The following is a 21808-nucleotide window of genomic DNA, read 5'->3' as shown; positions in this document are numbered from 1 at the left end:
GCGGGGCCATAGGGTAAAGGGTCGCGGACGACGATGCAGCCCCGTCTTCGCTATTATCCGGGCTTCGGAGCCGGCGCAGACCGGGCACGCGTCACGCTTTCAGGGGGGAGACATCGATGCAACAGGGCTCCGGCGGGCCGCACGAGAACTGGTCCTCCCGACTCGTATTCATCATGGCCGCGGTCGGCGCCGCGGTCGGCCTCGGCAACCTGTGGAAGTTCCCTTACACCGCCGGCGTGAACGGCGGCGCGGCTTTCGTGCTCGTCTACCTCGCCGCGGTGGCCGCGGTCGCAGTCCCGGTAGTCATCGCCGAGCTCATGATCGGCCGGCGCGGCCGGATGAGCCCGCCCAACAGCTTCCTCGCCCTGGCGCGCGAAGCCGGCGCGAACCCGGCCTGGCGCTTCGTCGGCTGGATGAACCTGCTGGCGGTGTTCCTGATTCTCTCCTTCTACAGCGTGATCGCCGGCTGGGCCCTGGCCTACGTGCCCAAGCTGGCGCTGGGCCATTTCCACCAGGCGGCGCCGGACCAGGTCGCGGCCGAGTTCGCCGCCCTGCTCGGCTCGCCCGGCACCCTGGCGCTGCTGCATGCGTTGTTCATGGCGCTGACGGTGAGCATCGTGGCCGTCGGCCTGAAGCGCGGCATCGAGCGGGCGGTGCGCTTCCTGATGCCGAGCCTGCTGCTGATGCTCATCGCGCTGGTGCTGTACGCGGCCATCGAGGGCGACCTCGCGCGCACGCTCACCTTCCTGTTCCAGGCGGACTTCTCCAAGATCAACGCGGACGTGGTCCTGCAGGCCATCGGCCAGGCCTTCTTCTCGGTCAGCGTGGCGATGGGCCTGCTGATCACCTACGGCGCCTACCTCGGGCCCGACACCCGGCTGGGCTCGTCCGCCGTCTACATCGCGGGCGCCGACACCTTCGTGGCCCTGCTCTCGGGGCTGGCGATCTTCCCGCTGGTGTTCGCCAACGCACTGGACCCGGCCGAGGGACCGGGCCTGATCTTCGTCACCCTGCCGATCGCTTTCGGCCAGATGCCGGCCGGCGCACTGTTCGGCGCACTGTTCTTCGTGCTGGTGCTGGTCTCGGCCCTGACCTCGTCGATCGCCATCCTCGAGCCCATGGTCTCCTGGGCGGAGGAGCATGCCTGGCTGAAGCGCGGCCCGGCCGCCATGATCGCCGGCGCGCTGGCCTGGCTCGTAGGCCTGGCCACGGTGTTCTCTTTCAATCTCTGGGCCGGCTGGTTCCCGCTTGGCCGCTTCGAGCGCTTCCGCGAATCGACCGTGTTCGACCTGATCGACTACTTCACCTCGAACCTGCTGCTGCCGCTGGGCGGCGTGCTGATCGCGGTGTTCGTCGGCTGGGTTCTCTCGTCCGACACCGCGCGCGCGGAGGTCGGCGTGGACGACGGCTGGTGGTTCCGGGCCTGGCGCTTCACCCTGCGCTATATCGCGCCGCTGGGCGTCGGCTGGGTGCTGGTCACCAGCCTGACCTGATCGACAACCCGCGCCCCTTCGCCCATGATGCGGCGGGGCCGTGCCGTCACAGGGAGGGACAATGTCCTTCTTCGAGGAACTCAAGCAGCGCAACGTCGTAAGAGTCGCCGTGCTCTACGTAGTGGCCGCGTGGCTGCTGCTGCAAGTCGCGGACGTGCTGTTCGACAACCTCGGCGCCCCGGAATGGGCGTTCCCGGTCCTGCTCGGCCTGATTGCGCTGTTTTTCCTCCCCGCCCTGGCCTTCGCCTGGCTCTACGAGATGACACCCGAGGGGCTGAAGCGCGAGAAAGATATCGACCGGACCCAACCCATCCGCGCCCATACGGGCCACAAGATGAACGTCCTGATCGTCGTGCTGCTGGTGGCGGCCATCGCCACGGTCGTCGCGGACCGCCTGATCCTGCCGGCACCGGACCCCGAAACCGCCGCCGTGGCCGCGCAACCGACACCGGCGCCGCCCCCCGAAACACCGCCGGCTGCGGCAGAACCGGCTCCGGCGGCCGGACCGCCCGCACGCTCGATCGCGGTGCTCCCGTTCGTCAACATGAGCGGCGACGAGGATAACGAGTATTTCGCCGACGGCCTGTCGGAAGAGATCCTGAACTTCCTGGCCGGCGTTCCCGACCTGCGCGTGACGGCCCGGACCTCGTCGTTCCAGTTCAAGGGCCAGAACCAGGACGTGCGCACCATCGGCGAGTCGCTGCACGTGGCCAACGTGCTCGAAGGCAGCGTGCGGCGGGCCGGTGATCGCGCCCGCATCACCGCACAGCTCATCCGGGCGAGCGACGGTTATCACCTGTGGTCCGAGACCTACGACCGGCAGCTCGACGACGTGTTCGAAGTCCAGACCGAGATTGCCGATAACGTCACCCGCGCGCTGGGCGTCGTGATGGACGAAGCGCAGCGCCAGGCCATGATCGACGCCGGGCTGCGCAACGTCGAGGCCTTCATTGCTTACCAGAAGGGCCTCCAGGCGTTCGTGGAATCGCATACTCAGGCGATCGACATGGAGCTGCTGGCCGAGGCCACAGCCGACTTCACGCGCGCGGTCGAGCTAGAGCCCGGTTTCGCCCATGCCTATTTCCTGCGCAGCGACTACTACGCCCACCGCATGACGCTGGAGGAACCAAGCGCGGCGGAGCGCGAGGCCGCGTTCGCCGATTACCAGCGTGACCTGCGCCTGGCGAGCGAGCATGCCCGCACCCCGGCCCAGCGAGCCCTGATCGAGGTGGACCGGGAGCTGGTCGCGCCGCAGTGGGATGCGGTGCGCGCGCGTATGGCCACTGCCCTGGAAGATACCGGCTGCGCCTCGCAGATGTGGCTCGAGGTCTCGCCCGTCTTCGGCTTCGCCGAGCAACAGCTCGCCCGGGCCGAACGGATGATCGCCTGCGATCCGCTGAATACCCTCAGCTACTACGACGCTGCGCGAGCCGCGCTGTGGGCCGGCCGCCACGATGCGGCGCTGCACTGGACCGAGGCCGGGCTGGAGCGCGTACCCGAAGAGCCGACCCTGGCCCTGACTGGCGTGAACGCCCTCATTGCCCAGGGCCGACTCGACGACGCGCGGGCCCGTGTACCGGCGTTGCGCGGCTGGTATCGCGACATCGCACATATCAACCTCGCAGTGGCCTCAGGTGACGCCGAGGGCGCGCGTCGGCGCGTCGACAGCCTGCTTGAAGCCGCTACGCCCGGCCTGAAGTTCATGCTCGAGGTGACGGCCCAGGCAATGGTCGGAAACCGCACCGCCGCCAACGCGGCCGCGGCCCGGATCGATGCCATGCCCTCGGGCGCCCTCATGCTGGCGTCCGTAACCCTGGAATGCATGTGCGGAGCACCGTTCGACCTGGAGGCCACACCGCAGTTTCGCCAGCGGCTGGAAGAAGCCGGCGTCACCTGGCCGCCTGCCAAGATCCTCCCGGTGGCGCCGCCCCTGGATTGAAGCCGGGGGCACCGCCCGAGGCGCTCAGTGCCGAAGACCTGCCCACCGAGCCGGTGAAAGACGTGACGCCGGGAAAATAGTCAGGTCTAATCGCTGGTTTCGGGGGAGCGCGCCATGCGAGCCATATTGCTGACTGGAAGGATGACCCGGCGCGCCACCCCAGCGGCGCTGCTGTTGCTCGCGGCCGCCACCGCACTCTCAGCCTGCGCCCAGGCACCGGTCAAGGTGCAGGGCGAATGGCAGGAGGGCGCGCAGCGGGACCAACACTACAAGCGGGTGCTGGTGGTGGGCGTCAGCCCGGATTACAACCAGCGCTGTGCCTTCGAGGGCTTCGTCGCCAACCAGATGCGCAGCGAGTCGACGACCGCGTTGACCAGCTGCCGCGTGCTGTCGAGCAAGGAGCCGCTGACGCGTGAAAACGTCGAACGCGCGATCGTCGAACACAATGCGGATGCAGTGCTTGCGACCATCCTGGTTGCTGCGGAGATCGGAGCCCAGGAAGGCGGCAGCAGCGAGACGCGCGGCGACGGCTACTACAAGGCCACGGGCTTCGATTACGCACCCGGCTATTACGGCAGGTATGGCGCCTACCGCAATTACGGCGTCTACGGCGTGCCGGTGGTGTACGGCGAGTTCCGCACCGCGCCACCGCTCACCACCGTGCAGGGCTCGGTCGAAGTGGACAGCGGGTTATTCGAGACCGAAGGCGCCACGATGGTCTACAAGCTGACCACGACCGCACACGACCTGGAATCGCGCGCGGGCGGAATGGCGGAGGTTTCCGGAGCGATTGCTGACCGCCTGCGCAAGGACGGCCTGGTCCGCTAGGCCGCGGCCGCATCAACCGGGGCAGGACACCCCGGTGCCACCCAGCCCGCAGTAGCCGCCGGGGTTCTTCGCCAGGTACTGCTGGTGGTAGTCCTCGGCGTAATAGAACTCGGGCGCCGGGCCGATCTCGGTGGTGATGGGTCCCCGTCCTGTCTCGCGCAGGGCCTGCTGGTAAACGGCGCGGGTTGCCTCGGCGAGCCGCTGCTGCTCGTCGCTGAAAGTGTGAATGACAGAGCGGTACTGGGTGCCGACGTCCCCGCCCTGGCGCATGCCCTGGGTCGGGTCGTGAATTTCCCAGAAGATCTTCAGCAGGTCGCGGTAACTGGTCTCCCGCGGATCGAACACCACGCGCACCACCTCGGCATGGCCGGTGCCGCCGGAGCAGACCTCCTGGTAGGTCGGGTTCGGCGTATAGCCGCCGGCGTAGCCGACGGCCGTGACCCAGACGCCCGGCGTGTGCCAGAACTTCCGCTCCGCGCCCCAGAAGCAGCCCAGGCCGAACTCCGCCACCTCCAGGCCCGCGGGGTAAGGCGGTGCGAGCGGACGCCCGTTGACGAAATGAGCGTCCGGGACCGCCATGGGCTCGGTGCGGCCCGGCAGCGCGTCCTCGGGACTGATCATGCGGGTCTTTTTGGCGAGCAGGGCGGCAAGCACTTCTGGGATCTCCTGCGGGAAGCTACAGTGAATGGACAAGTTTTTCGGCCGGGCGTTGCAGCGGGATTCAGCTCCCGCCGCGCGCATCATAGCGGGCGCGCGCCTCGGCGAGGCGCTCCGACACCATGCGGGCCAGCGGCTCGGGCGCCAGCACCTCGACGTCCGGGCCGTACTTGAGGATATCCATTACCAGCTCGCGCGGATCGCTGTAGGGCACCTTCAGCAGGTAGGAGCCGTCCAGCTGGAACTGGCCGTCCTGCTCCGGATGCCAGGTCTCCCGCGCCACCCAGCGCGCCCGGTCCGGGGAGAACTGCAGCACGGCAGTCTCCGTGCGCGTGCCCGAAAAAATGCCGAAGCCGGAGCCAAGGTGGCGATCGAGCCGGGCTGCCGAGATCTCGCGGGCGCTGCGCTCGAGCATCTCCGCGTCCACCACGGCGTCGGCCGAGAAGGTGCGCAGGGCCTGGCGCTCGTGGCACCAGGCGTCCAGGTACCAGTTGTCGCGATAGTGCACCAGCCGTTGCGGCGAAACCGTGCGCTCGGTGGTCTGGTCGCGGACCCGGCTGTAGTGGCGGATGCGCAGCCGCTTGCGCGACAGCACGGCGGAAGCGAGCACCTGGAAACACTCCGGCTCGACCGGGCGGTTGCCCACCTCCAGCACCCGGATGCGGGCGCCGACTTCCTCCGCGGAATGCTCGCCGACCTCGATGAGTCGCCGGATCCGGTCGCGCAGCGGCCGCACGTGCGGACCCAGCAGCCCGGGCTGCAATCCCTCCAGCAGCTGCTCCATGGCGAGCAGCGCGTAGATCTCGCCGGCGTTGAGCCAGAGCCCCGGCAGTTCGTAGTTCTGGTGGGCCCCGTCGTCGCTGCGCAGGCGATAGCCGCCGGCCTCGGCGTCCCAGGCGATGGGCGCGTCCATGCGGTCCCGCAAGTATTCGAGGTCGCGCTTGAAAGTGGCGCGCGAGACCTGCAACGCCTCGAGAAAGGCATCCCGCGACACGACCCGCCGCTGTTTCAGCAGGCGGATGATCTTGTGGAAACGCTCGGAACGATCCATCGACCTCGCTCGGCGTGCTCCGCTGCATCATAGCCCGCCGGCGGGCCCGCGATGTATTGCAGCGCAACATGCCCGGCTCAAGCTTCGGCCGGCCCCGGCCGATAACCCAGCAATGGAAATCCTGCTCCTCGTCGTGCTCGCAGGTCTCGGTGCATGCCTGTGGTATGTGCTTCGCGCGCCGCGCCCGGCGCCGACCCGGCGTGCCCGCCCCCGGGCCCCGGTCGTGCCCCTGAACACCGCCCAGGACGAAGCCAGCGTGGCCGGGGAGTTCGCGTCCCCGACGCTGCTGTACGACCTCAACCTCGCCACCCTCCGGGACCTCTCGCCGCCGGAGCGGCACTCGATCATCCGCACGCTGTCCAGCATGCCGCTCCCGCCCCGCGCGCTCCACAAGCTGATGTCCAGCACCTTCATGGCCAGCGCCTCGGCCCGCCAGCTGACCGACCTGCTGATGCCGGAGCCGATGCTGACCGCCAGGATCATCGGGCGCGCCAATTCGGCCTTCTATATGACCTCCCGGCCGATCCAGAGCCTGGCGCACGCGCTGGCATACCTGGGCACGAACTCGGTGCGCAACCTCGCCCTGCAGTTCACCATGGAGCAGGCGTTCCCGAGCGATGACGAGGAACTCCGCGCCTACCAGGCGCGCCTGCTCGACGCGGGCATCGTGGCGACCGAGCTCGTCACCCTGCTGGCGCGGCCGCTCGCGGTCGGCGAGGTCGCGGTGGCGTCGACCCACGCCGTGCTCGGTTTCCTCGGCGACTTCGCCATGCCGCGGCTGATGTCGCAGAAATCGGTCATCGAGCACTGGCCGCTCGGGGTGCTGGAGCGCACCTGCAACGAGCAGATGCAGACGGGCACCAACGCCGGCGTCATCGGGCAGGTGATGCTGGAGATGTGGCGCCTGCCGCCCGAGGTGGCGGAGGAAATCGGCAACGTCAACCACCTGCTCGTGGCGCCGCAGGAGGAACCGGCGACCGCGCGCGCGCGCCGGATGGCGCTGAGTTATGCGAGCTGCCGGCTCGCGGAGCCGATCGTGCTCGGTGAGGTGGCGAACGCGGAAGAGCTCGCGGCATGGGTCGAAACGGCGCCCGAGTTGCACGCCGTGCAGCTGCAGCTGCAGCAGGTGGGCAGCAGCGGCCTGCACCAGGTGCTGCGCGTGCCGGGCGTGCAGAGGGGTGTCGAGCGCCTCTGCGCCGGCGCCGGAGCGGCGACCGCAGCTCTCGCAGTGTAACCTTCTCCCCTTGGCGCGGTCTGATCTCACTGGACCGCCCGCTGCGCCGGAGAAGCGATGAAAACCAATGGCAGGAGCTACGGCCGCTGGATCGCGGCCGGCCTGGTGGTGGCCGTAGTGGCCGTCCTGTGGCTCACGGACGCTGCCGATGCGCTGACTCTCGAACGCCTGAAGGCGCAACAGGCGGCCTTGCAGGCGTGGACCACGGCGCGGCCGCTGCAGGCCTCGCTGCTGTTCGGCCTGCTCTACGTCGGCGTCGTCGCCCTGTCGATCCCGGGCGCGGCCGTGATGACGATCGCCGCCGGCGCCATCTTCGGCTTTATCCACGGCGTGGTGCTCGCCTCCTTCGCCAGCACCATCGGCGCGACGCTCGCTTTCCTGGTCGCGCGCTACCTGCTGCGCGAGCCGCTGCGGCGCCGCTACCGCAAGCGGCTCGAGGCCATCGACGAGGGCATCCATCGCGACGGCGCGTTCTACCTGTTCATGTTGCGCCTCGTGCCGCTGTTCCCGTTTTTCGTGATCAACCTGCTGGCCGGGCTGACGGCGCTGCGCACCCGTACGTATTTCTGGGTCAGCCAGGTGGGCATGCTGCCGGGCACGGCAGTCTACGTGTACGCCGGCACGCAGCTGGCCCGGATCGAGTCCCCCGGCGACGTGTTCTCCCCCGGGCTGCTGGCCGCGTTCGCGCTGATCGGCGTGCTGCCGCTGGTCAGCCGCTGGCTGGCCCGCTGGCTGCAGGGCCGGCGGGTGTACCGTGGCTGGCGCCGTCCGCGGCGCTTCGACTACAACCTCGCCGTGCTGGGCGCCGGCTCGGCGGGACTCGTCACGGCCTACATCGGGTCGGCAGTGAAGGCCAGGGTGGCGCTGATCGAGCGGGACCGCATGGGCGGAGACTGCCTGAACACGGGCTGCGTGCCCTCCAAGGCGCTGATCCGTTCGGCCCGGCTGGTAGCCGAGATACACACCGCAGAGCGCTACGGCCTGGAGCCGCCGGACGTCGAGGTCGACTTCGCCCGGGTGATGGAGCGAGTGCAGGACGTGGTCCGCCGGATTGAGCCGCACGACTCGGTCGAACGCTACACCGGGCTCGGCGTCGACGTGCTGCAGGGCGCCGGCCGGCTGGCCTCGCCGTGGGAGGTCGAGGTGGACGGGCGCCGCATCACGGCGCGCAACATCGTGATCGCCACCGGCGCGCGGCCGCTGGTGCCCGAGCTGCCCGGCCTGGGCCAGGTCGGATACCTGACCAGCGACACCCTCTGGGAGCTGCGCGAGCTGCCGCGCCGCCTGGTGGTGCTCGGCGGCGGGCCGATCGGCGTCGAGCTGGCGCAGTGTTTCGCCCGCTTCGGCAGCGAAGTCACGGTGGTGGAGATGGCGCCGCGCCTGTTGCCGCGCGAGGACGAGGATGCCGCCGGGCTGCTGGAGTCCTGCCTGCGCGCCGAGGGGCTGCGGGTGGCCGCTTCCCACCGCGCGGTGCGGGTCGAGCACGGGGACGGCGGGCCGCGGCTGGTGTGCGAGCACGAGGGCGCCGAGACGGCCCTGCCCTTCGACCGGCTGCTCGTGGCCCTCGGCCGCCGGCCGAACACCAGCGGTTTCGGCCTCGGGGAGCTCGGCGTGGCCCTGGACGAGCGCGGCCAGGTGGCGGTGGACGCGGTGATGCGCAGCAATTTCCCGAACATCTATGCCTGCGGCGACGTCGCCGGGCCCTACCAGTTCACCCATGTCGCCTCCCACCAGGCCTGGTATGCGGCGGTGAACTCGCTGCTGGCGCCGTTCTGGTCGTTCCGCGCTGACTACCGTGTGATCCCCTGGGCCATCTTCACTGACCCCGAGGTGGCCCGGGTCGGCCTGTCGGAGGCCGAAGCCCGGGACCGGCACATCGATTACGAAGTCACGCGGTACGACCTCGGGGAGCTGGACCGGGCGATCGCCGACGGCAGCGCACGGGGCTTCGTCAAGGTGCTGACGCCGCCGGGCAAGGACCGGATTCTCGGTGCCACCATCGTCGGGCCGGAGGCTGGGAACCTCGTCGCCGAGTTCGTGCTGGCCATGAAGCACGGCCTCGGCCTGAACAAGTTGCTGGGCACCATTCACGTCTACCCGACCCTGATGGAAGCCAACAAGTACGCGGCCGGCGCATGGAAGCGCGCCCATGCGCCGGCGACGGCCTTGCGGCTGGCGGAGCGCTTCTTCAAATGGCGCCGGCACTGACACTGTCAGTGATCGTGCCGGTGGGCCCCGGGGACCGGGCCTGGCCGGGCCTGCTGCAGGACCTGGGCGGCCTGGACGAGACGGCCGAGATCATCCTGGTGGCCGCGACCGGGGAAGCGCCCGCGGACTTCTCGGCCCGGGCCCACGGCCTGCGGGCGCCGGCCCGCTGGCTGGAGGCGCCGGCGGGCCGGGCGCGGCAGCAGAATGCCGGCGCCCGCGCCGCCCGGGGACCGGCACTGTGGTTCCTGCATGCCGACTCGCGGCTGCCGCCGCGGACCGTGGCTGCAGCGCTGGACTTCGCGGGCCGCGCCGGACTGGGCTACTTCCGGCTCCGTTACCTGGCCGACGGGCCCTGGCCGGCCCGCCTAAATGCCTGCGGGGCCGGTCTCCGCAGCCGCCTCCTCGGCCTGCCCTTCGGGGACCAGGGTTTCCTGCTGCGGCGAGCCACTTTCGAGGCGCTGGGCGGCTTCGACGAGGGGCTGGCCGGCGGCGAGGACCATGCGCTGGTCTGGATGGCGCGCGCGGGTGGCGTGCCGCTGGTGGACCTGGCCGCGCCCATCCACAGCAGCGCCCGGCGCTACGGCGAGCAGGGCTGGCTGCGGACCACCGTCCGGCATGCCCGGCTGACGATCTCGCAGGCCCGGCGCTTCCGTGCGCTGGCGCGCCGCAGGACGGCGGAGCGGTGAGCTGCGCCGCGGCCATCTTCGTGAAGACGCCGGGGCTGTCGCCGCTCAAGACGCGGCTGGCGGCAGGCATCGGCGTCCCGGCGGCGACCGACTGGTACCGGCTGGCGGCGCGCGCCACCGCCGCGGTCCTGGCACAGCTGCCCGGCCTGGCCGGCTACTGGGCGGTCGCCGAGCCGGGCGTCGAAGCGGCCGCGGCCTGGCCCGGCCTGCCCCGGGTCCCGCAAGGACCCGGTACGCTCGGCGAACGCATGGGGCGCGTGCACACGACCCTGGCCGAGCGTCACGGCAGCGCCTTCCTGCTGGGGGCCGACGCCCCGCAGCTGGATCCGGACGTGCTCGCCCGGGCCGTGGAATGGCTGGCAGGTCCGGCGCCCCGGCTGGTGCTGGGACCGGCGCGGGACGGCGGTTTCTGGCTGCTGGGCGCTAACCGGGTCCTGCCGCCGGCCGCCTGGACGGCCGCGCCTTGCGGCCGGCCCGATACCGCCGCCGGCTTCCGGGCGGCCATGAGCGGCAGCGGCGCCTGGCTGGAACTGCCGTCGCTGACCGATGTCGACGCGGCCGGCGACCTCGCGCCGATGCTCGCGGAACTGGCAGCCCTGGACCGGCCACTCCCGGAACAGCGGGCGCTTGCCGATGCCTGCCTGCGCCACATCGGTTAAAGTATTTGGTTGAATCGTCGGCGCAGTCGCCCAGAACAACAAGGAGCAAGGGATGGCTAAGACCCCACGCAAGGCCGGCCTGGACATCGTGGTCAAGGTGACCGACAGCGAGGACAACCTGCGCGGCCGCTTCCTGATCTCGGCCGGCAGCCTGTACTACTTCCGCAAGAACGCGCGCGAGCCCTCGCGCCGCTATTCCTGGCGCCAGCTCATCGAGCTGATCGAGGAGCACGAGGCCGGTCGCGGCGGCCGGAAAGCCCCGGCGAAGCGCGCCGCCAGCCGCAAGCCCAGGGCCTGAGCGAAGACCCGGACGCGCCCGGTCAGCCCCCCGGCAACTCCAGCTCCACCGCGGCGCCGCCCAGCGCCGACGCCGCGACCGTGAGCCGCCCGCCGTAGGCGGTCACCAGCTCCCGCACCACCGCGAGCCCGATGCCCTGGCCGGGGTGACTCTCGTCCAGGCGCGCGCCGCGCGCCATCACTTCGTCCGCCCGCGCCGGCGCCAGGCCCGGCCCGTCGTCTTCCACCCGCAGCGTAATGGCGTCGACGCCGTGCCGCGCGCCGCTGATCCTGACCCGCCGACGGCCGTATTTCCAGGCGTTGTCCAGGACATTGCCCAGCATCTCCTGCAGGTCGCCCTCGTCGCCGCGAAAGCGCAGGTTCTCCGGCAGCTCGAGGTCGCAGCGCACGTCCCGCTCACGGTAGACCTTGTCGAGGATGGCAGCCAGGTCCCGGACCACCGGAACCACCGGTACCGGCGCCAGCCCCACGCCCGCCGCGCCGACGGCAGCCGCGCGGCGCAGCTGCCAGCCGATGATCCGGTCCATGCGCCCGAGTTCGCTCCTCACCGTGGCCACCTGCGGGGCGGCGGCGGCGCCCGCCTCCGGCAACACGGTGCGGATGGCCGCCAGGGGCGTCTTCAGGCTGTGCGCCAGGTTGCCCAGGCTTTCCTGGTAGCGCCGCTGGCGGTCGCGCTCGCGGCGCAGCAGCGCGTTGAGATTATCCGCGACGCCGCGCAGTTCCTCCGGCCAGCCGGCGGACAACTGGTCCCGCTCGGCGCCCTCCATCTCGCGGATCTCCTGCTCGATGCGGCCGAGGGGGCGCATCACCCGCCGCAGCACGAAGGCGAGCAGGGCCAGCGTCGCCGCCGCCAGCGCGCCGAACCAGCCGACCAGCCCGAGACGAAAGGCGCGGCGCTGCGCGGCCCAGGTTTCCAGCCCCTGGGCCACGACGAAACGATAGGACTCGACGCGCCCGTCGTCGAACTCCCAGTCGATCACCATGCTGCTCAGCGCCAGGCCAGGACCGCCGCGCTGCGGCTGGATCCAGCTGTCGCGCACACCCGGCGCGCCCGGCGGCGGCAGCTCCAGCGCCAACTCGAGCGCCGACGGCGAGCGCCACGCCGGCCGGCCCGCGGCGTCGCGAATCTCGGCGTACAGTCCGGACCCGGGGCTGAGCATCCGCCCGTCCGGCGGCTCCGGCAGCTCGAGCCCGGCGCCCGCCTCGCCGGGCTCCGCCACCGCGATCATGGCCAGCAGCTGCGCCTCGAGGACCTGGTCGCGGGCCCGGGCCAGGCTGTTGCCCAGGCTCCACTCCAGCACGGCGACCGTCGCCCCGAAGAATACGAGCAGCGCCACCGCAAGGCTCAGGAGGACCCGCGACCGCAGGGAGTTCGGCATCACCCTCGGGCTCAGTCCGCGGCGGCGGGCTTGAGGGCGAAGCGATAGCCCCGGCCCCGCAGCGTTTCGATCGGCTTCAGCGTCCCGTCGGGGTCGAGCTTGCGGCGCAACCGGCCGACGAACACCTCGATGGTATTGCTGTCGCGGTCGTAATCCTGCTCGTACAGCCGGTCGATGAGTTCGGCGCGCGAGACGACCTGCCCGGCGCGCAGCACGAGGCACTCGAGCAGGCGGTATTCGAAGCTGGTCAGCTCGACCGGCTCACCGTCGCGCTCCACGCGCTGGGCGCCCGGTTCGAAGCGGATGACCCCGAAATCGAGCACCGGCTGCGACCAGCCGGCGGCGCGTCGCACCAGGGCTTCCAGGCGCGCCAGCAACTCCTCGGTATGGAACGGCTTGACCATGTAGTCGTCGGCGCCGGCCTTCAGCCCGGCGACCTTGTCCTGCCAGCGGTCGCGCGCGGTCAGGATCAGCACCGGCAGGTCGCGGCCGTGGCCGCGCAGCGCCCCGATCAGCTCCATGCCCGACAGCCCGGGCAGGCCGAGATCGACCACCGCAACGTCGGGCGCCATCTCTTCCGCCAGGTACAGGCCCTCGCGGCCATCGGCAGCCTCGTCCACCTGCCAGCCGGCGGCGCGCAGCGCGGCCGCCAGGCCGTGGCGCAGGGTCTCGTCATCCTCCACCAGCAGTGCGCGCATCGTTCACCTCCGCGAGTGCCGCCCCGGCCGCGGGCCGCGGCGGCGTCAGTACATCCGGCCGGTCGCCGCGTCGACCTGCACCGTCCGGACCCGCCCGTCCTCGGTCAGCACCCGGATCCGGTGCACGACGCGCCCGTCGTCCCGCCGGGTCTCGGCCCGCAGCACCTGCCCGCCGAAGCGCTGCTGCACCATGCGCGTGGCCGCGGCGAGACTGACCCGCTCGTCCGCCTGGGCGAGCCGCAGGCCGGGATCGGCCGGCGGCCTGGCCTGGGCCGGGACGAGCCCCGGCGCGAGGGCGCACAAGAGCGCCGCCGCCAGGCCGAGGCAGGCGCGGCCGGGGCGGCGGCGAAGGGTGCTGGACTGGTCCATCTGCAGGTCACTCGCTGGCGTTGCTGCGCACAAGGTTGAAAGCCTCGCCGCGCGAATGCAAGGACCGGCTCAGCGGTGGCGCGTGGGCACCACCGTGACCCGCACCGGGATGCGATTCCCTGGCGGGGACGCCATGGTCGTGTGGTACTCCCGTCCCGCATAGACGTAGGTGACGCGATAGCCCTCGATCCGCTCCTCGGTCTGGTAGGAGACCGTCGTCTGGCAGCGCTCCACCGTCACCGGGCGCCGCTCGTAGCTGACCTGGCGGTCGCCGTAGGCCTCGTTCCGCGCTGCCTCGGAGGCGACCGAGGCGCCGACCAGGACACCTACCGCCGTCATGGCATCGCGGCCGCTGCCGCTGCCGAACTGGCTGCCGATCACGCCGCCCAGGATCCCGCCCGCGATGGTCGGCACCGCACTGCCGGCCCGCCGGCCGTCGTAGTAACGCGCCTCGTGCCGCACCGTGCGGTACTCGGTCTCCTGCCAGCATTCGCGGGCGGGCGTCTCGACCCGGACCTGGCGCACGATCGGGGTCACGTCCACCACCCGCGCGTATTCCACGCCGGAGCGCGGCCGCGGGTCGGCCACGGCCGTGCCTGCCACGCAGGCCAGCAGGCCCGCCACCGCCAACTTGAGTTTCAGCCTTTCGTTCATCACTGCTCTCCTGCTCGTTCACGATCCCGGCGCCGGACTGCCGGGAGCCTCGATTGCAGGCTAGGACGCAGCGGCTGAACTGAAGCTGAACGCCCGGGGAGAGGATGGAGCAGGCTCGAGCCGTTGCCAAGCGGCGGGTGATACTGGATATTAGGCGATTATTTGAAGAATCATGCGCCATGAACCCCGAGATCCGCGACGCCCTGCAGTGCTGTCCCAACCTTCCCTCGCCGCCGGGGATTGCCATGCGGATCGTCGAGCTGGGGCGTGATCCCGACGTCGACATCACCGCCCTGCTCCGCCTGCTGTCGCGTGACCCGGCACTCGCCAGCCGGGTCCTGCGGGCGAGCAACTCTGCTCTCTACGCCCAGCGCCGCCGCAGCACGAACCTGCGCCAGGCGCTGGTCGTCATCGGGCTCAACGCCACCATGACGCTGGCGCTCAGCTTCTCGCTCGCGGAAACGCTGTCCGGCCACTCGAACGCCCAGCAGATCATGCGCTTCGTCTGGCGCCGCGCCCTGATCTCCGCCTCGGCCGCGCAGTCGCTCGGGCAGCGGCAGCGGCAGGCCGACCTGGAAGAACTGTTCCTGGCCGCGCTGCTGCAGGATCTCGGCATCCTGGCGCTGGACGCAGCGCTGCCCGAGCTCTACGAGCCCGTCATCAGTTCGGCGCAGAATCACGAGGACCTGGTGCGGCTCGAGCGCGAAGCGCTGGGCTGCGACCATGGCGAGGCCGGCTCCTGGCTGATGGCCCACTGGGGCCTGCCCGAGCGGCTCGCGATCTCGGCCCGGGCGGTGCACGACCCGGGCGCCGTGACCGTGCCGCCGGAAATGCGGACCTTCCTCAACTGCGTGCTGCTGGGCGGGCAGATCGCCGACCTCTTCATTGGCGAAGAGGGCGAGGCCGGCATCAAGCGGATCGCGGACAACGCCCGCCAGCTCCTAGGCATGGAACACGACGCGGTAGAGAGCGTGCTGCAGGAAGTTGCGCAGATGCTGCCCGAGGTGGGCACCCTGTACGACACCGAGCTGATCTCGCCCCGCAAGGCGGCCGGCGTGCTCGACCAGGCTCGCGACCTGCTCGCCGAGCGCAATCTTCACCTGATCCAGCAGGTGGCCGCGGAGCAGACCAAGTTGCGCGAGATGGAACGGACCACGCAACACCTGCGCGAGACCGCCTCCCGCGATGCCCTGACCGGGCTGCACAACCGGCGCTTCTTCGACGACGTACTGGAAGGCGAGTTCGAGCTGGCGACGGACAAGGGCTGGCCCCTTTCCATCGGCTTCATCGACCTGGATCATTTCAAGCGGATCAACGACACGCGGGGCCACCAGGTGGGCGACAGCGTGCTGGCCCGCGTTGCCAAGACCCTGGCGCGCCACCTGCGCCAGAACGACTTCATCATGCGCTACGGCGGCGAGGAGTTTGTCGCGCTGCTGCCGGGAACCGGGACCGGCGCCGCGCGGGCCGTGTTCGAGCGCCTCCGCGAGGCCGTGGCGAACGATACGCACGACGCCCCGGGCGACGAGCAGTTCCAGGTCACCGTCTCGATCGGGGTCGCCACGCACAACGACGCCGGACACCAGGCCGCGAGCGCCATGGACCTGGTGCGGCTCGCCGACAAGGCCCTCTACGAAGCCAAGAACGCCGGTCGCAATCGCGTCTGCGCGCACGCCAAGACCGACTGCTGAGAACGCGTCAGCTGATTTCTTCGTAGCGCGCCCGCTGTTCGGCCAGCGCCGCCTCCATCATCCCGACCAGCCGCTCGACGACCTCCTCGTCCACATGCTGGCTGAAGAGCCAGCGGATCACGGGCGGAGGCACGCGCCAGCCGTGCTCGATGGCCGTCGCGACCGTCGTCTCCAGGCTGCCCGCGTCCCCGTCGAGATGCCTGAGGTAGTTCTCGATCAGCAGCATGACCGGGCTCTCGAACCCCTGGCTGCGCAGCGACATGATCAGCCCCTCGGTGCGTTCTGCGACCACGCGGGTGTCTCTCGCGCGCCCCTGTTCGTGCAGCGCCATGACCAGCGCGATGCAGCCCGTCAGCTGCGTCTGCTGGTCACAGGCCGGCAGGTCCCCGGGCGCGTAGCGAAGCAGCGGCTGCAGCCGCTCCTCGGCGGCGACCGGTTCGCCCGCGGCCACTTCCAGCAGCGCCAGGTCCCCGACGGCGTCAGGGTTGGTCGTCCCGATCCGCTCGAGCTCCGCCCGGTACACGGCCAGGCCCGCCGCCAGCCCCTGTGCCTGGATGGCCTGCCGCGCGCGATGACCCGCGAGGGCGATCTGCAGCGACTCGCCGCCCTGGCGATCCACGGCAGCCGCCAGGAGTTCGCCGGCCCGCTCGCCCTGCCCGAGCATCTCCAGGGCGAGGACCTCCTGCCCCAGGGCGCCGAGATAGTCCGGATTCAGCTCCCGCACCCTGGCAAAGGCCACCGCGCTGTCCGCGATCCGGCCGGTCTGGGCCGCCGTCGTGCCGACCGCCAGCCAGGTCATGAACCAGTCCGGGGCGACCTCCCGCAATTCATCGAGGTAGCGGTCGATCACCGCCTGGTCCCCGCCCTGCAGTGCCCACATGACCTGGCGGTACACGATCACCGGTGACAGCGGATCCACTGCGTAGGCCTGCCGCAGCGAAGCCTGGGCAGCGGCCAGGTCGGGCAGCAGCGTGCCGCTCAGCCACAGGTGCGCCAGCGCGTTGTTGGGGTTGATCTGCACGGCGCGCTCCAGCGCGGCGCGTGCCTCCTCCCTGCGCGCCTCCGCGTTCGCCCCCTGGCCGAGGAGCAGGCCGCGCACGGCCCAGGCCTCGTCGCTGGCCGGGTCGATCTCCAGTGCCCGCTCCAGCGCGCGATGGGCCAGCGGGCCGGTCTCCTCCAGGCTGCGATAGTTGTAGTTGTCGAGCAGTGCATAGACCATCGCCATGCCTGCGTAGGGCGGCGCGTAAGCTGGATCGATCAGCACCGCCTGCTGGAACTCCTCCAGCGCCCGGCGCAGTCCTTCGGGCGTGCGCAGGCGGGCATGGAACTGGCCGCGCAGGTAATGGTTGTAGGCCTCCACGTCGCCCTTGGCCGTCTGGCGAATCACCGCCTCGTCGCCCGGCAGCAGGGTCTGGCGCAAGGCGCGCACCACCTCGGTGGCAATGTCGTCCTGGATGGCGAAGATATCGTCGAGCTGGCGATCGTAGGTGTCGGACCAGAGGTGATAGCCGGTGCTCGCGTCGATCAGCTGGGCGGTCACGCGCACCCGTGTGCCCTGGCGCCGCACGCTGCCCTCGAGGATGTTGGCCACGCCGAGCCGTTCGCCGATGGTGCGCAGGTCCTCCTCCTGGCCCTTGAAGGCGAAGGACGAGGTGCGGCCCGCGACCCGGAAATCGTCGATGCGGGCGAGCACGTTCAGCAGCTCCTCGGAGAGCCCTTCCGAGAAGTATTCGTTGGCCGGATCCTGCGACATGTTGACGAACGGCAGGACGGCGATGGACAAATCCTGCGGGCGGGCGGCGTCGCCGGCGGCCGGGGCCCGGGCCATCTCAGCGGGGTCCCGCCCGGCAAAGATGTTCCAGGACAGCAGCGCGATCGCCAGCAGCAGCAGGACGATAGTGGCGATATTGAGCTTGCGGCCGGCCTCGGCGGACGCGCCGCCCTCCGCCCGAACGTCGCGGTCGCGCTTGATGCCCTCCGGGGTGATCTCGAAGGCCCATGCCAGTACGAGGGCGAAGGGAAAGCCGAGCCCGAGCACGATGGCCAGCAGCCGCAACGAGCCGTCCGGCGCCTCGACGATGCCGAGCAGGACGTCGGCCACCTGCAGGATCACCCAGGCCCCGGCGCCGTAGAACATGGCGATCCGGATGACGTTGCGGCGCTTCAGCTCGGCGAAAAACGAACCCATGCACTGTTCCCGGATCCGGCGGATCCACATCCCGTTCGGTTTCGCGGCCAAGCGTACAGCCCACCCGGCCGAAACGCCAACGCGGCCGTGAACGCTCTCCGCGGCTTATGGTATAGAGGATGCGGCAACCGGGAGAATGGTTTCACGATGTCCCTCGAGCAACCGCCGGGCGCCGGCGAAGAGCCGGCCTATCCCTTCGTTGCGCCGTGCCGCCGCATCGGGGCCGGCGCGCCGCTGCGCTGGCTGGCGGCCGGCTGGCGCGACCTGCGGGCGGCCCCCGGCCAGAGCCTGGCCTGGGGCCTGGTCGTGCTCGGCCTGTCCTGGGGCGTGAGCCTGCTGGCGCTGCAGCTCGGCAGCTGGGTCATGATGCTGTCCCTGCTCTCGGGCTTCGTGTTCATCGGGCCGCTGCTCGCGATCGCCCTCTACGCCATCAGCTGGCAGCTGGAGCTCGGCCGGGTGCCGACCTTCGACATCAGCATCCGCACCGCCCGCCGCCGCCTCGCCGACAGCATGGTGTTCGCGCTGGTGCTGCTCATCATCTTCCTGGTCTGGGCGCGCGCCGGCTCCATGGTGCACGTGTTCTTCCCCATCGAGTCGCGCCCCGAACTGGTGCAGCTGGTCCGCTTCCTGGCCATCGGCTCGGCGGTCGGCTCCATTTTCGCGGCCATCGCCTTCGCGGCCAGCGCCTTCTCGCTGCCGATGCTGGTCGATCGCCAGGTCGACACCATCACCGCCGTGCTCAGCAGTGCCAATGCGGCCCTGCGCAACAAGCCGGCGATGGCCGTCTGGCTGGCGCTGATCGTGGTGCTGACCGGCGTCGGCTTCGCCACCGCCTTCGTCGGCCTCGCCGTGCTGTTCCCGCTGCTGGGCCACGCCACCTGGCATGCCTACCGCGAAACCATCGACGGCTCGGCCTGGCCGCGCCACGAGCCCTGAGCACCGCGCATGCCCACCAACGTCTCGCCCGAGTACAAGAAGGCGGAGGAAGCGTATCGCGCCGCCCGTGAGCCGAAGGAGCGGCTCGACTGCCTGAAGCAGATGCTCTCGACCATCCCGAAGCACAAGGGCACCGAGCACCTGCAAGCCGATATCAAGAGCCGCATCAAGGAGCTCACCGAGGAACTCGCCGGCCCGAAGAAGGGGGGCGCGCGCAGCGGCCCCGCACTGGTCGTCCGGCCAGAAGGCGCAGCCCAGGTCGCCCTGGTAGGCCCGCCCAACAGCGGCAAGTCGGCGCTGCACCAGCGGCTCACCGGCTCACGCGCCCAGCCGGGACCGGGGCCCTTCATCACCCAGTTTCCCGAGCCGGGGATGCTGCCCTGCGAAGACATCGCCTTCCAGCTCCTGGACCTGCCCTCCATGTCGCCGGAGCACAGCCCGCCGTGGATCGGCTCCAGCCTGCAGAGCTGCGACGCCGTGCTGCTGGTGGTAGATCTTGCCGACCCTGCCTGCGTCGAGCAGGTCGATTTCATCCTGCGCACCCTGGAGCGCAAGAAAGTCGGCCTGGTCGCCGACTGGCCCGGACTCGCCGCCGCAACGCCGCCGGGCCAGGCCGGCGAGGAAGAGCTGCGCGACCCCTTCCGCATCGAGCTGCCCGCGCTGCTGGTGGCCAACAAGAGCGACCTCGCCGGGGACCCGGAAGAGATCGCCATCCTGGAGGAGCTCCTCGGCCTGCACTTCCCGTCCCTGCGGGTCTCGGCCGAGACCGGCCAGGGCCTCGGCGAGCTGGCGCCCTGGCTGTTCCGGGCGCTCGGCATCGTGCGGGTCTACAGCAAGGCGCCCGGCAAGGACGTGGAGCGCGATCGCCCGTTCACCGTGCGCGCGGGCGAGACCGTGCTCGACGTCGCCCGCCTGGTCCACAAGGACATCGCCGAGGGCTTCCGCTTCGCGCGGATGTGGGGCCGGAACGTGTTCGACGGCCAGCAGGTCGGCGCCGACCAGCCGGTGGCCGACGGGGACGTCGTCGAGCTGCACGCGCGCTGAGCCCCTGGCGTCGGAAGACCTGACCGCGGGGCCGGCCCCTGTAGGGCCCCCTTCGCTTGGAAATCTGATGCCGCTCAGGGGACCCTACAGGACCCGACCCCGCTGCAATGCTTCAGGGACCCGACGCCGACAGCGCACCAGGACTCCGCGCTTGGCTCTGGCACTCGCCAGCTCAGCTCGGTAGCCGGAAGCGGCCGCCGAGCTCGGGCGACGTCCGACCGAGCTGATACCGGGTGAGACGGGCCTGCTGCTGTCCGGGCCGTGTGCCTCGGTCCCTGGCGCCTTCGAGATGGCAGCGGGGTCGTGACATGCATGGCGCCCTGAGCGGCATAAGAATTCCAAGCGAAGGGTGCCATGCATGGCGCGGTCCCGCGGTCAGGTCTTGACGGGCGCAGAGGCCGACCCCGCGGCCAGGTCCTCGGTAGTCCGGGCCGGCCGCGTGGTAATCTGCCGGACGTGAGCGACAAGCCCAAGACCCCGCCCCGCCGCCGCGAATCCCGCGTCCCCGTCACCCGCGCGGGGCGCCTGTTTCGCATGGGCCTGACGGCCGGGACCATGGCCGTCGGCGGCCTCACCGAGGGCCTGCGCCGCGCGACCGGAGGCGCCTCGGACAAGGCGGCCTCGGTACTGCTGTCGGGCGCCAACGCCACCCGTCTCGCCAAGCGCCTGGCGCACATGCGCGGAGCGGCGATGAAGCTCGGCCAGCTGCTCTCGATGGAGAGCAGCCACGTGCTGCCGCCGGAGTTCGCGGAGGCGCTGTCCGTCCTGCGGGCGTCGGCCGACGTGATGCCCCGGACGCAGGTCAAGCGCCTGCTCGGGCGCGAGTACGGCAAGGGCTGGGAGGCGCGCTTCGAGGACCTCGACTTCGAGCCCGCGGCGTCGGCCTCGATCGGGCAGGTGCACCGCGCCCGCACGCGCAAGGGCGAGGACATCGCACTCAAGATCCAGTACCCGGGCGTGGCGAAGAGCATCGACAGCGACGTGGACAATCTGGCCATGTTCCTCAACATGGCGCGGCTGCTGCCGCGCGAGCTGGACGTCTCGGACATCATCGAGGAGGCGAAGAAGCAGCTGCGCCAGGAAGCCGATTACGAGACCGAAGCGGCCAACCTCGAGCGCTACCGCAAGCTGCTCGCCGACGATGACCGCTTCGTCGTCCCGCGGGTGCACCGGGATTTCAGCACCCGGCGCATCCTCGCCATGGACTGGGTCGAGGGCGAGTCGCTGGACCAGCTGGTGCACGAAGTAGTGCCGCAGGAGACCCGCAACGGCATTGCGGAGGCGATCCAGGACCTGACCTTCAAGGAACTCTACGTCTTTCGCTTCATGCAGACGGACCCGAACTTCGCCAACTACCTGTACCGCCACGAGGACGGCCGGATCGCGCTGCTGGACCTGGGCGCCGCGGTGGAATTCCCGCAGCCTTTCGTCGACCGCTACCGGCGTATCACCCGTGCGATTCTCGACGAGGACCGCGCGGGCGTGGAGCGTCATGCGATCGAGATCGGCTACCTGCGGGCGAGCGACTCCGCGCGCCACAAGGAACTGGTGGTGGACCTGATCATGATGGTCTGCGAGCCGCTGATCGAGGGCGGCGCCTACGACTTCGGCGCCTCCACGCTGCCCAAGCGCGCGGCCGCGGCAGGGCTGGACATCGTGTTCCGCTCGCGCGAGTACCGTAATCCTCCGGCCGAGACCGCGGTCCTGCACCGCAAGCTGGGCGGCAGCTTCCTGCTGTGCCAGCGCCTCCGGGCGCGCATCGCGATGCGCGACTACCTGCTCGAGAAGATCTGAGGC

At 70.6% G+C, this 21808-nt stretch carries 19 protein-coding genes; 12 read left to right on the top strand and 7 right to left on the bottom strand.

The genetic code is table 11. The features are described 5' to 3' along the window. Positions 1 to 116: 116 nt before the first annotated feature. From G6N75_RS05740 to G6N75_RS05730, 3 genes are all read left to right on the top strand, one after another. A complete protein-coding gene (locus tag G6N75_RS05740) occupies positions 117 to 1493 on the top strand; it encodes a sodium-dependent transporter (protein ID WP_165347395.1) in 1377 nt (458 codons plus the stop codon). Positions 1494 to 1554: 61 nt separating this feature from the next. Then, entirely contained in the window at positions 1555 to 3432 is a 1878-nt protein-coding gene (locus G6N75_RS05735; RefSeq protein WP_165347394.1) for a hypothetical protein, read from the top strand. 114 nt (positions 3433 to 3546) lie between these two features. Then, positions 3547 to 4260 carry a hypothetical protein gene (locus tag G6N75_RS05730; RefSeq protein WP_165347393.1) on the top strand — a complete coding sequence of 238 codons (714 nt, stop codon included), beginning with the start codon at positions 3547 to 3549 and terminating at the stop codon, positions 4258 to 4260. Positions 4261 to 4272: 12 nt separating this feature from the next. Here G6N75_RS05730 and msrA read toward each other — a convergent pair whose 3' ends face one another. Beyond that, the gene (gene msrA, locus G6N75_RS05725) at positions 4273 to 4881 is read right to left on the bottom strand and encodes a peptide-methionine (S)-S-oxide reductase MsrA (RefSeq protein WP_240900974.1); all 609 of its coding nucleotides are present in this window, start codon (positions 4879 to 4881) and stop codon (positions 4273 to 4275) included. A gap of 100 nt (positions 4882 to 4981) precedes the next feature. After that, positions 4982 to 5968, bottom strand: a complete 987-nt coding sequence (locus tag G6N75_RS05720; RefSeq protein WP_165347392.1) for a WYL domain-containing protein — start codon at positions 5966 to 5968, stop codon at positions 4982 to 4984. A gap of 112 nt (positions 5969 to 6080) precedes the next feature. Between G6N75_RS05720 and G6N75_RS05715 the strand changes: the two genes are divergently transcribed. From G6N75_RS05715 to G6N75_RS05695, 5 genes are read left to right on the top strand one after another with little or no spacing between them, the layout of a single operon-like run. Then, entirely contained in the window at positions 6081 to 7202 is a 1122-nt protein-coding gene (locus G6N75_RS05715) for an HDOD domain-containing protein (RefSeq protein ID WP_165347391.1), read from the top strand. 57 nt (positions 7203 to 7259) lie between these two features. Further along, complete coding sequence (locus G6N75_RS05710) at positions 7260 to 9410, top strand: FAD-dependent oxidoreductase (protein ID WP_165347390.1); 2151 nt, start codon at positions 7260 to 7262, stop codon at positions 9408 to 9410. Then, a complete protein-coding gene (locus G6N75_RS05705) occupies positions 9395 to 10096 on the top strand; it encodes a glycosyl transferase family 2 (protein WP_165347389.1) in 702 nt (233 codons plus the stop codon). Before G6N75_RS05710 ends, G6N75_RS05705 begins: the two co-directional genes overlap by 16 nt. Beyond that, complete coding sequence (locus tag G6N75_RS15445) at positions 10093 to 10755, top strand: DUF2064 domain-containing protein (protein ID WP_165347388.1); 663 nt, start codon at positions 10093 to 10095, stop codon at positions 10753 to 10755. The genes G6N75_RS05705 and G6N75_RS15445 overlap by 4 nt, the downstream gene beginning before the upstream one ends. A gap of 52 nt (positions 10756 to 10807) precedes the next feature. Next, positions 10808 to 11053, top strand: coding sequence for a hypothetical protein (locus tag G6N75_RS05695; protein WP_165347387.1), 246 nt, complete (start codon positions 10808 to 10810; stop codon positions 11051 to 11053). 22 nt (positions 11054 to 11075) lie between these two features. Here the strand turns inward: G6N75_RS05695 and G6N75_RS05690 are convergent, their stop codons facing one another. The 4 genes from G6N75_RS05690 to G6N75_RS05675 all read right to left on the bottom strand — a co-directional run bounded on the left by G6N75_RS05690 (position 11076) and on the right by G6N75_RS05675 (position 14152). After that, positions 11076 to 12389 carry an ATP-binding protein gene (locus G6N75_RS05690; RefSeq protein WP_165347386.1) on the bottom strand — a complete coding sequence of 438 codons (1314 nt, stop codon included), beginning with the start codon at positions 12387 to 12389 and terminating at the stop codon, positions 11076 to 11078. Between the two features lie 53 nt (positions 12390 to 12442). Further along, positions 12443 to 13129, bottom strand: a complete 687-nt coding sequence (locus G6N75_RS05685) for a response regulator transcription factor (protein ID WP_165347385.1) — start codon at positions 13127 to 13129, stop codon at positions 12443 to 12445. Positions 13130 to 13174: 45 nt separating this feature from the next. Further along, positions 13175 to 13498 carry a PepSY domain-containing protein gene (locus G6N75_RS05680; RefSeq protein ID WP_240900964.1) on the bottom strand — a complete coding sequence of 108 codons (324 nt, stop codon included), beginning with the start codon at positions 13496 to 13498 and terminating at the stop codon, positions 13175 to 13177. A gap of 69 nt (positions 13499 to 13567) precedes the next feature. After that, on the bottom strand, positions 13568 to 14152 hold the full coding sequence (locus G6N75_RS05675) for a glycine zipper 2TM domain-containing protein (RefSeq protein WP_240900963.1): 585 nt from the start codon (positions 14150 to 14152) through the stop codon (positions 13568 to 13570). Positions 14153 to 14331: 179 nt separating this feature from the next. On the opposite strand from G6N75_RS05675, the gene G6N75_RS05670 reads away from it, so the two are divergent. Continuing rightward, positions 14332 to 15843 (top strand): GGDEF domain-containing protein, encoded by a 1512-nt coding sequence (locus G6N75_RS05670; protein WP_165347384.1) that lies wholly within the window; start codon positions 14332 to 14334, stop codon positions 15841 to 15843. Between the two features lie 7 nt (positions 15844 to 15850). On the opposite strand, the gene G6N75_RS05665 is transcribed toward G6N75_RS05670, so the two are convergent. Beyond that, the gene (locus G6N75_RS05665; protein ID WP_165347383.1) at positions 15851 to 18031 is read right to left on the bottom strand and encodes a hypothetical protein; all 2181 of its coding nucleotides are present in this window, start codon (positions 18029 to 18031) and stop codon (positions 15851 to 15853) included. Between the two features lie 147 nt (positions 18032 to 18178). Between G6N75_RS05665 and G6N75_RS05660 the strand changes: the two genes are divergently transcribed. The 3 genes from G6N75_RS05660 to G6N75_RS05650 all read left to right on the top strand — a co-directional run bounded on the left by G6N75_RS05660 (position 18179) and on the right by G6N75_RS05650 (position 21805). Then, positions 18179 to 18967 (top strand): DUF2189 domain-containing protein, encoded by a 789-nt coding sequence (locus tag G6N75_RS05660; RefSeq protein WP_165347382.1) that lies wholly within the window; start codon positions 18179 to 18181, stop codon positions 18965 to 18967. A gap of 9 nt (positions 18968 to 18976) precedes the next feature. Next, a complete protein-coding gene (locus tag G6N75_RS05655; protein WP_165347381.1) occupies positions 18977 to 20011 on the top strand; it encodes a GTPase in 1035 nt (344 codons plus the stop codon). A gap of 456 nt (positions 20012 to 20467) precedes the next feature. After that, positions 20468 to 21805: an AarF/ABC1/UbiB kinase family protein gene (locus tag G6N75_RS05650; RefSeq protein ID WP_165347380.1), complete on the top strand. Its 1338-nt coding sequence runs from the start codon at positions 20468 to 20470 to the stop codon at positions 21803 to 21805. The last annotated feature ends 3 nt before the right edge of the window (positions 21806 to 21808 follow it).

The organism is Thioalkalivibrio sp. XN8 (genome assembly GCF_011058255.1).
Taxonomy (GTDB): Bacteria; Pseudomonadota; Gammaproteobacteria; order Steroidobacterales; family XN24; genus XN24.
Note: the sequence above shows the minus strand (reverse complement) of the source record. Positions and strands in the feature narration are given on the sequence as shown.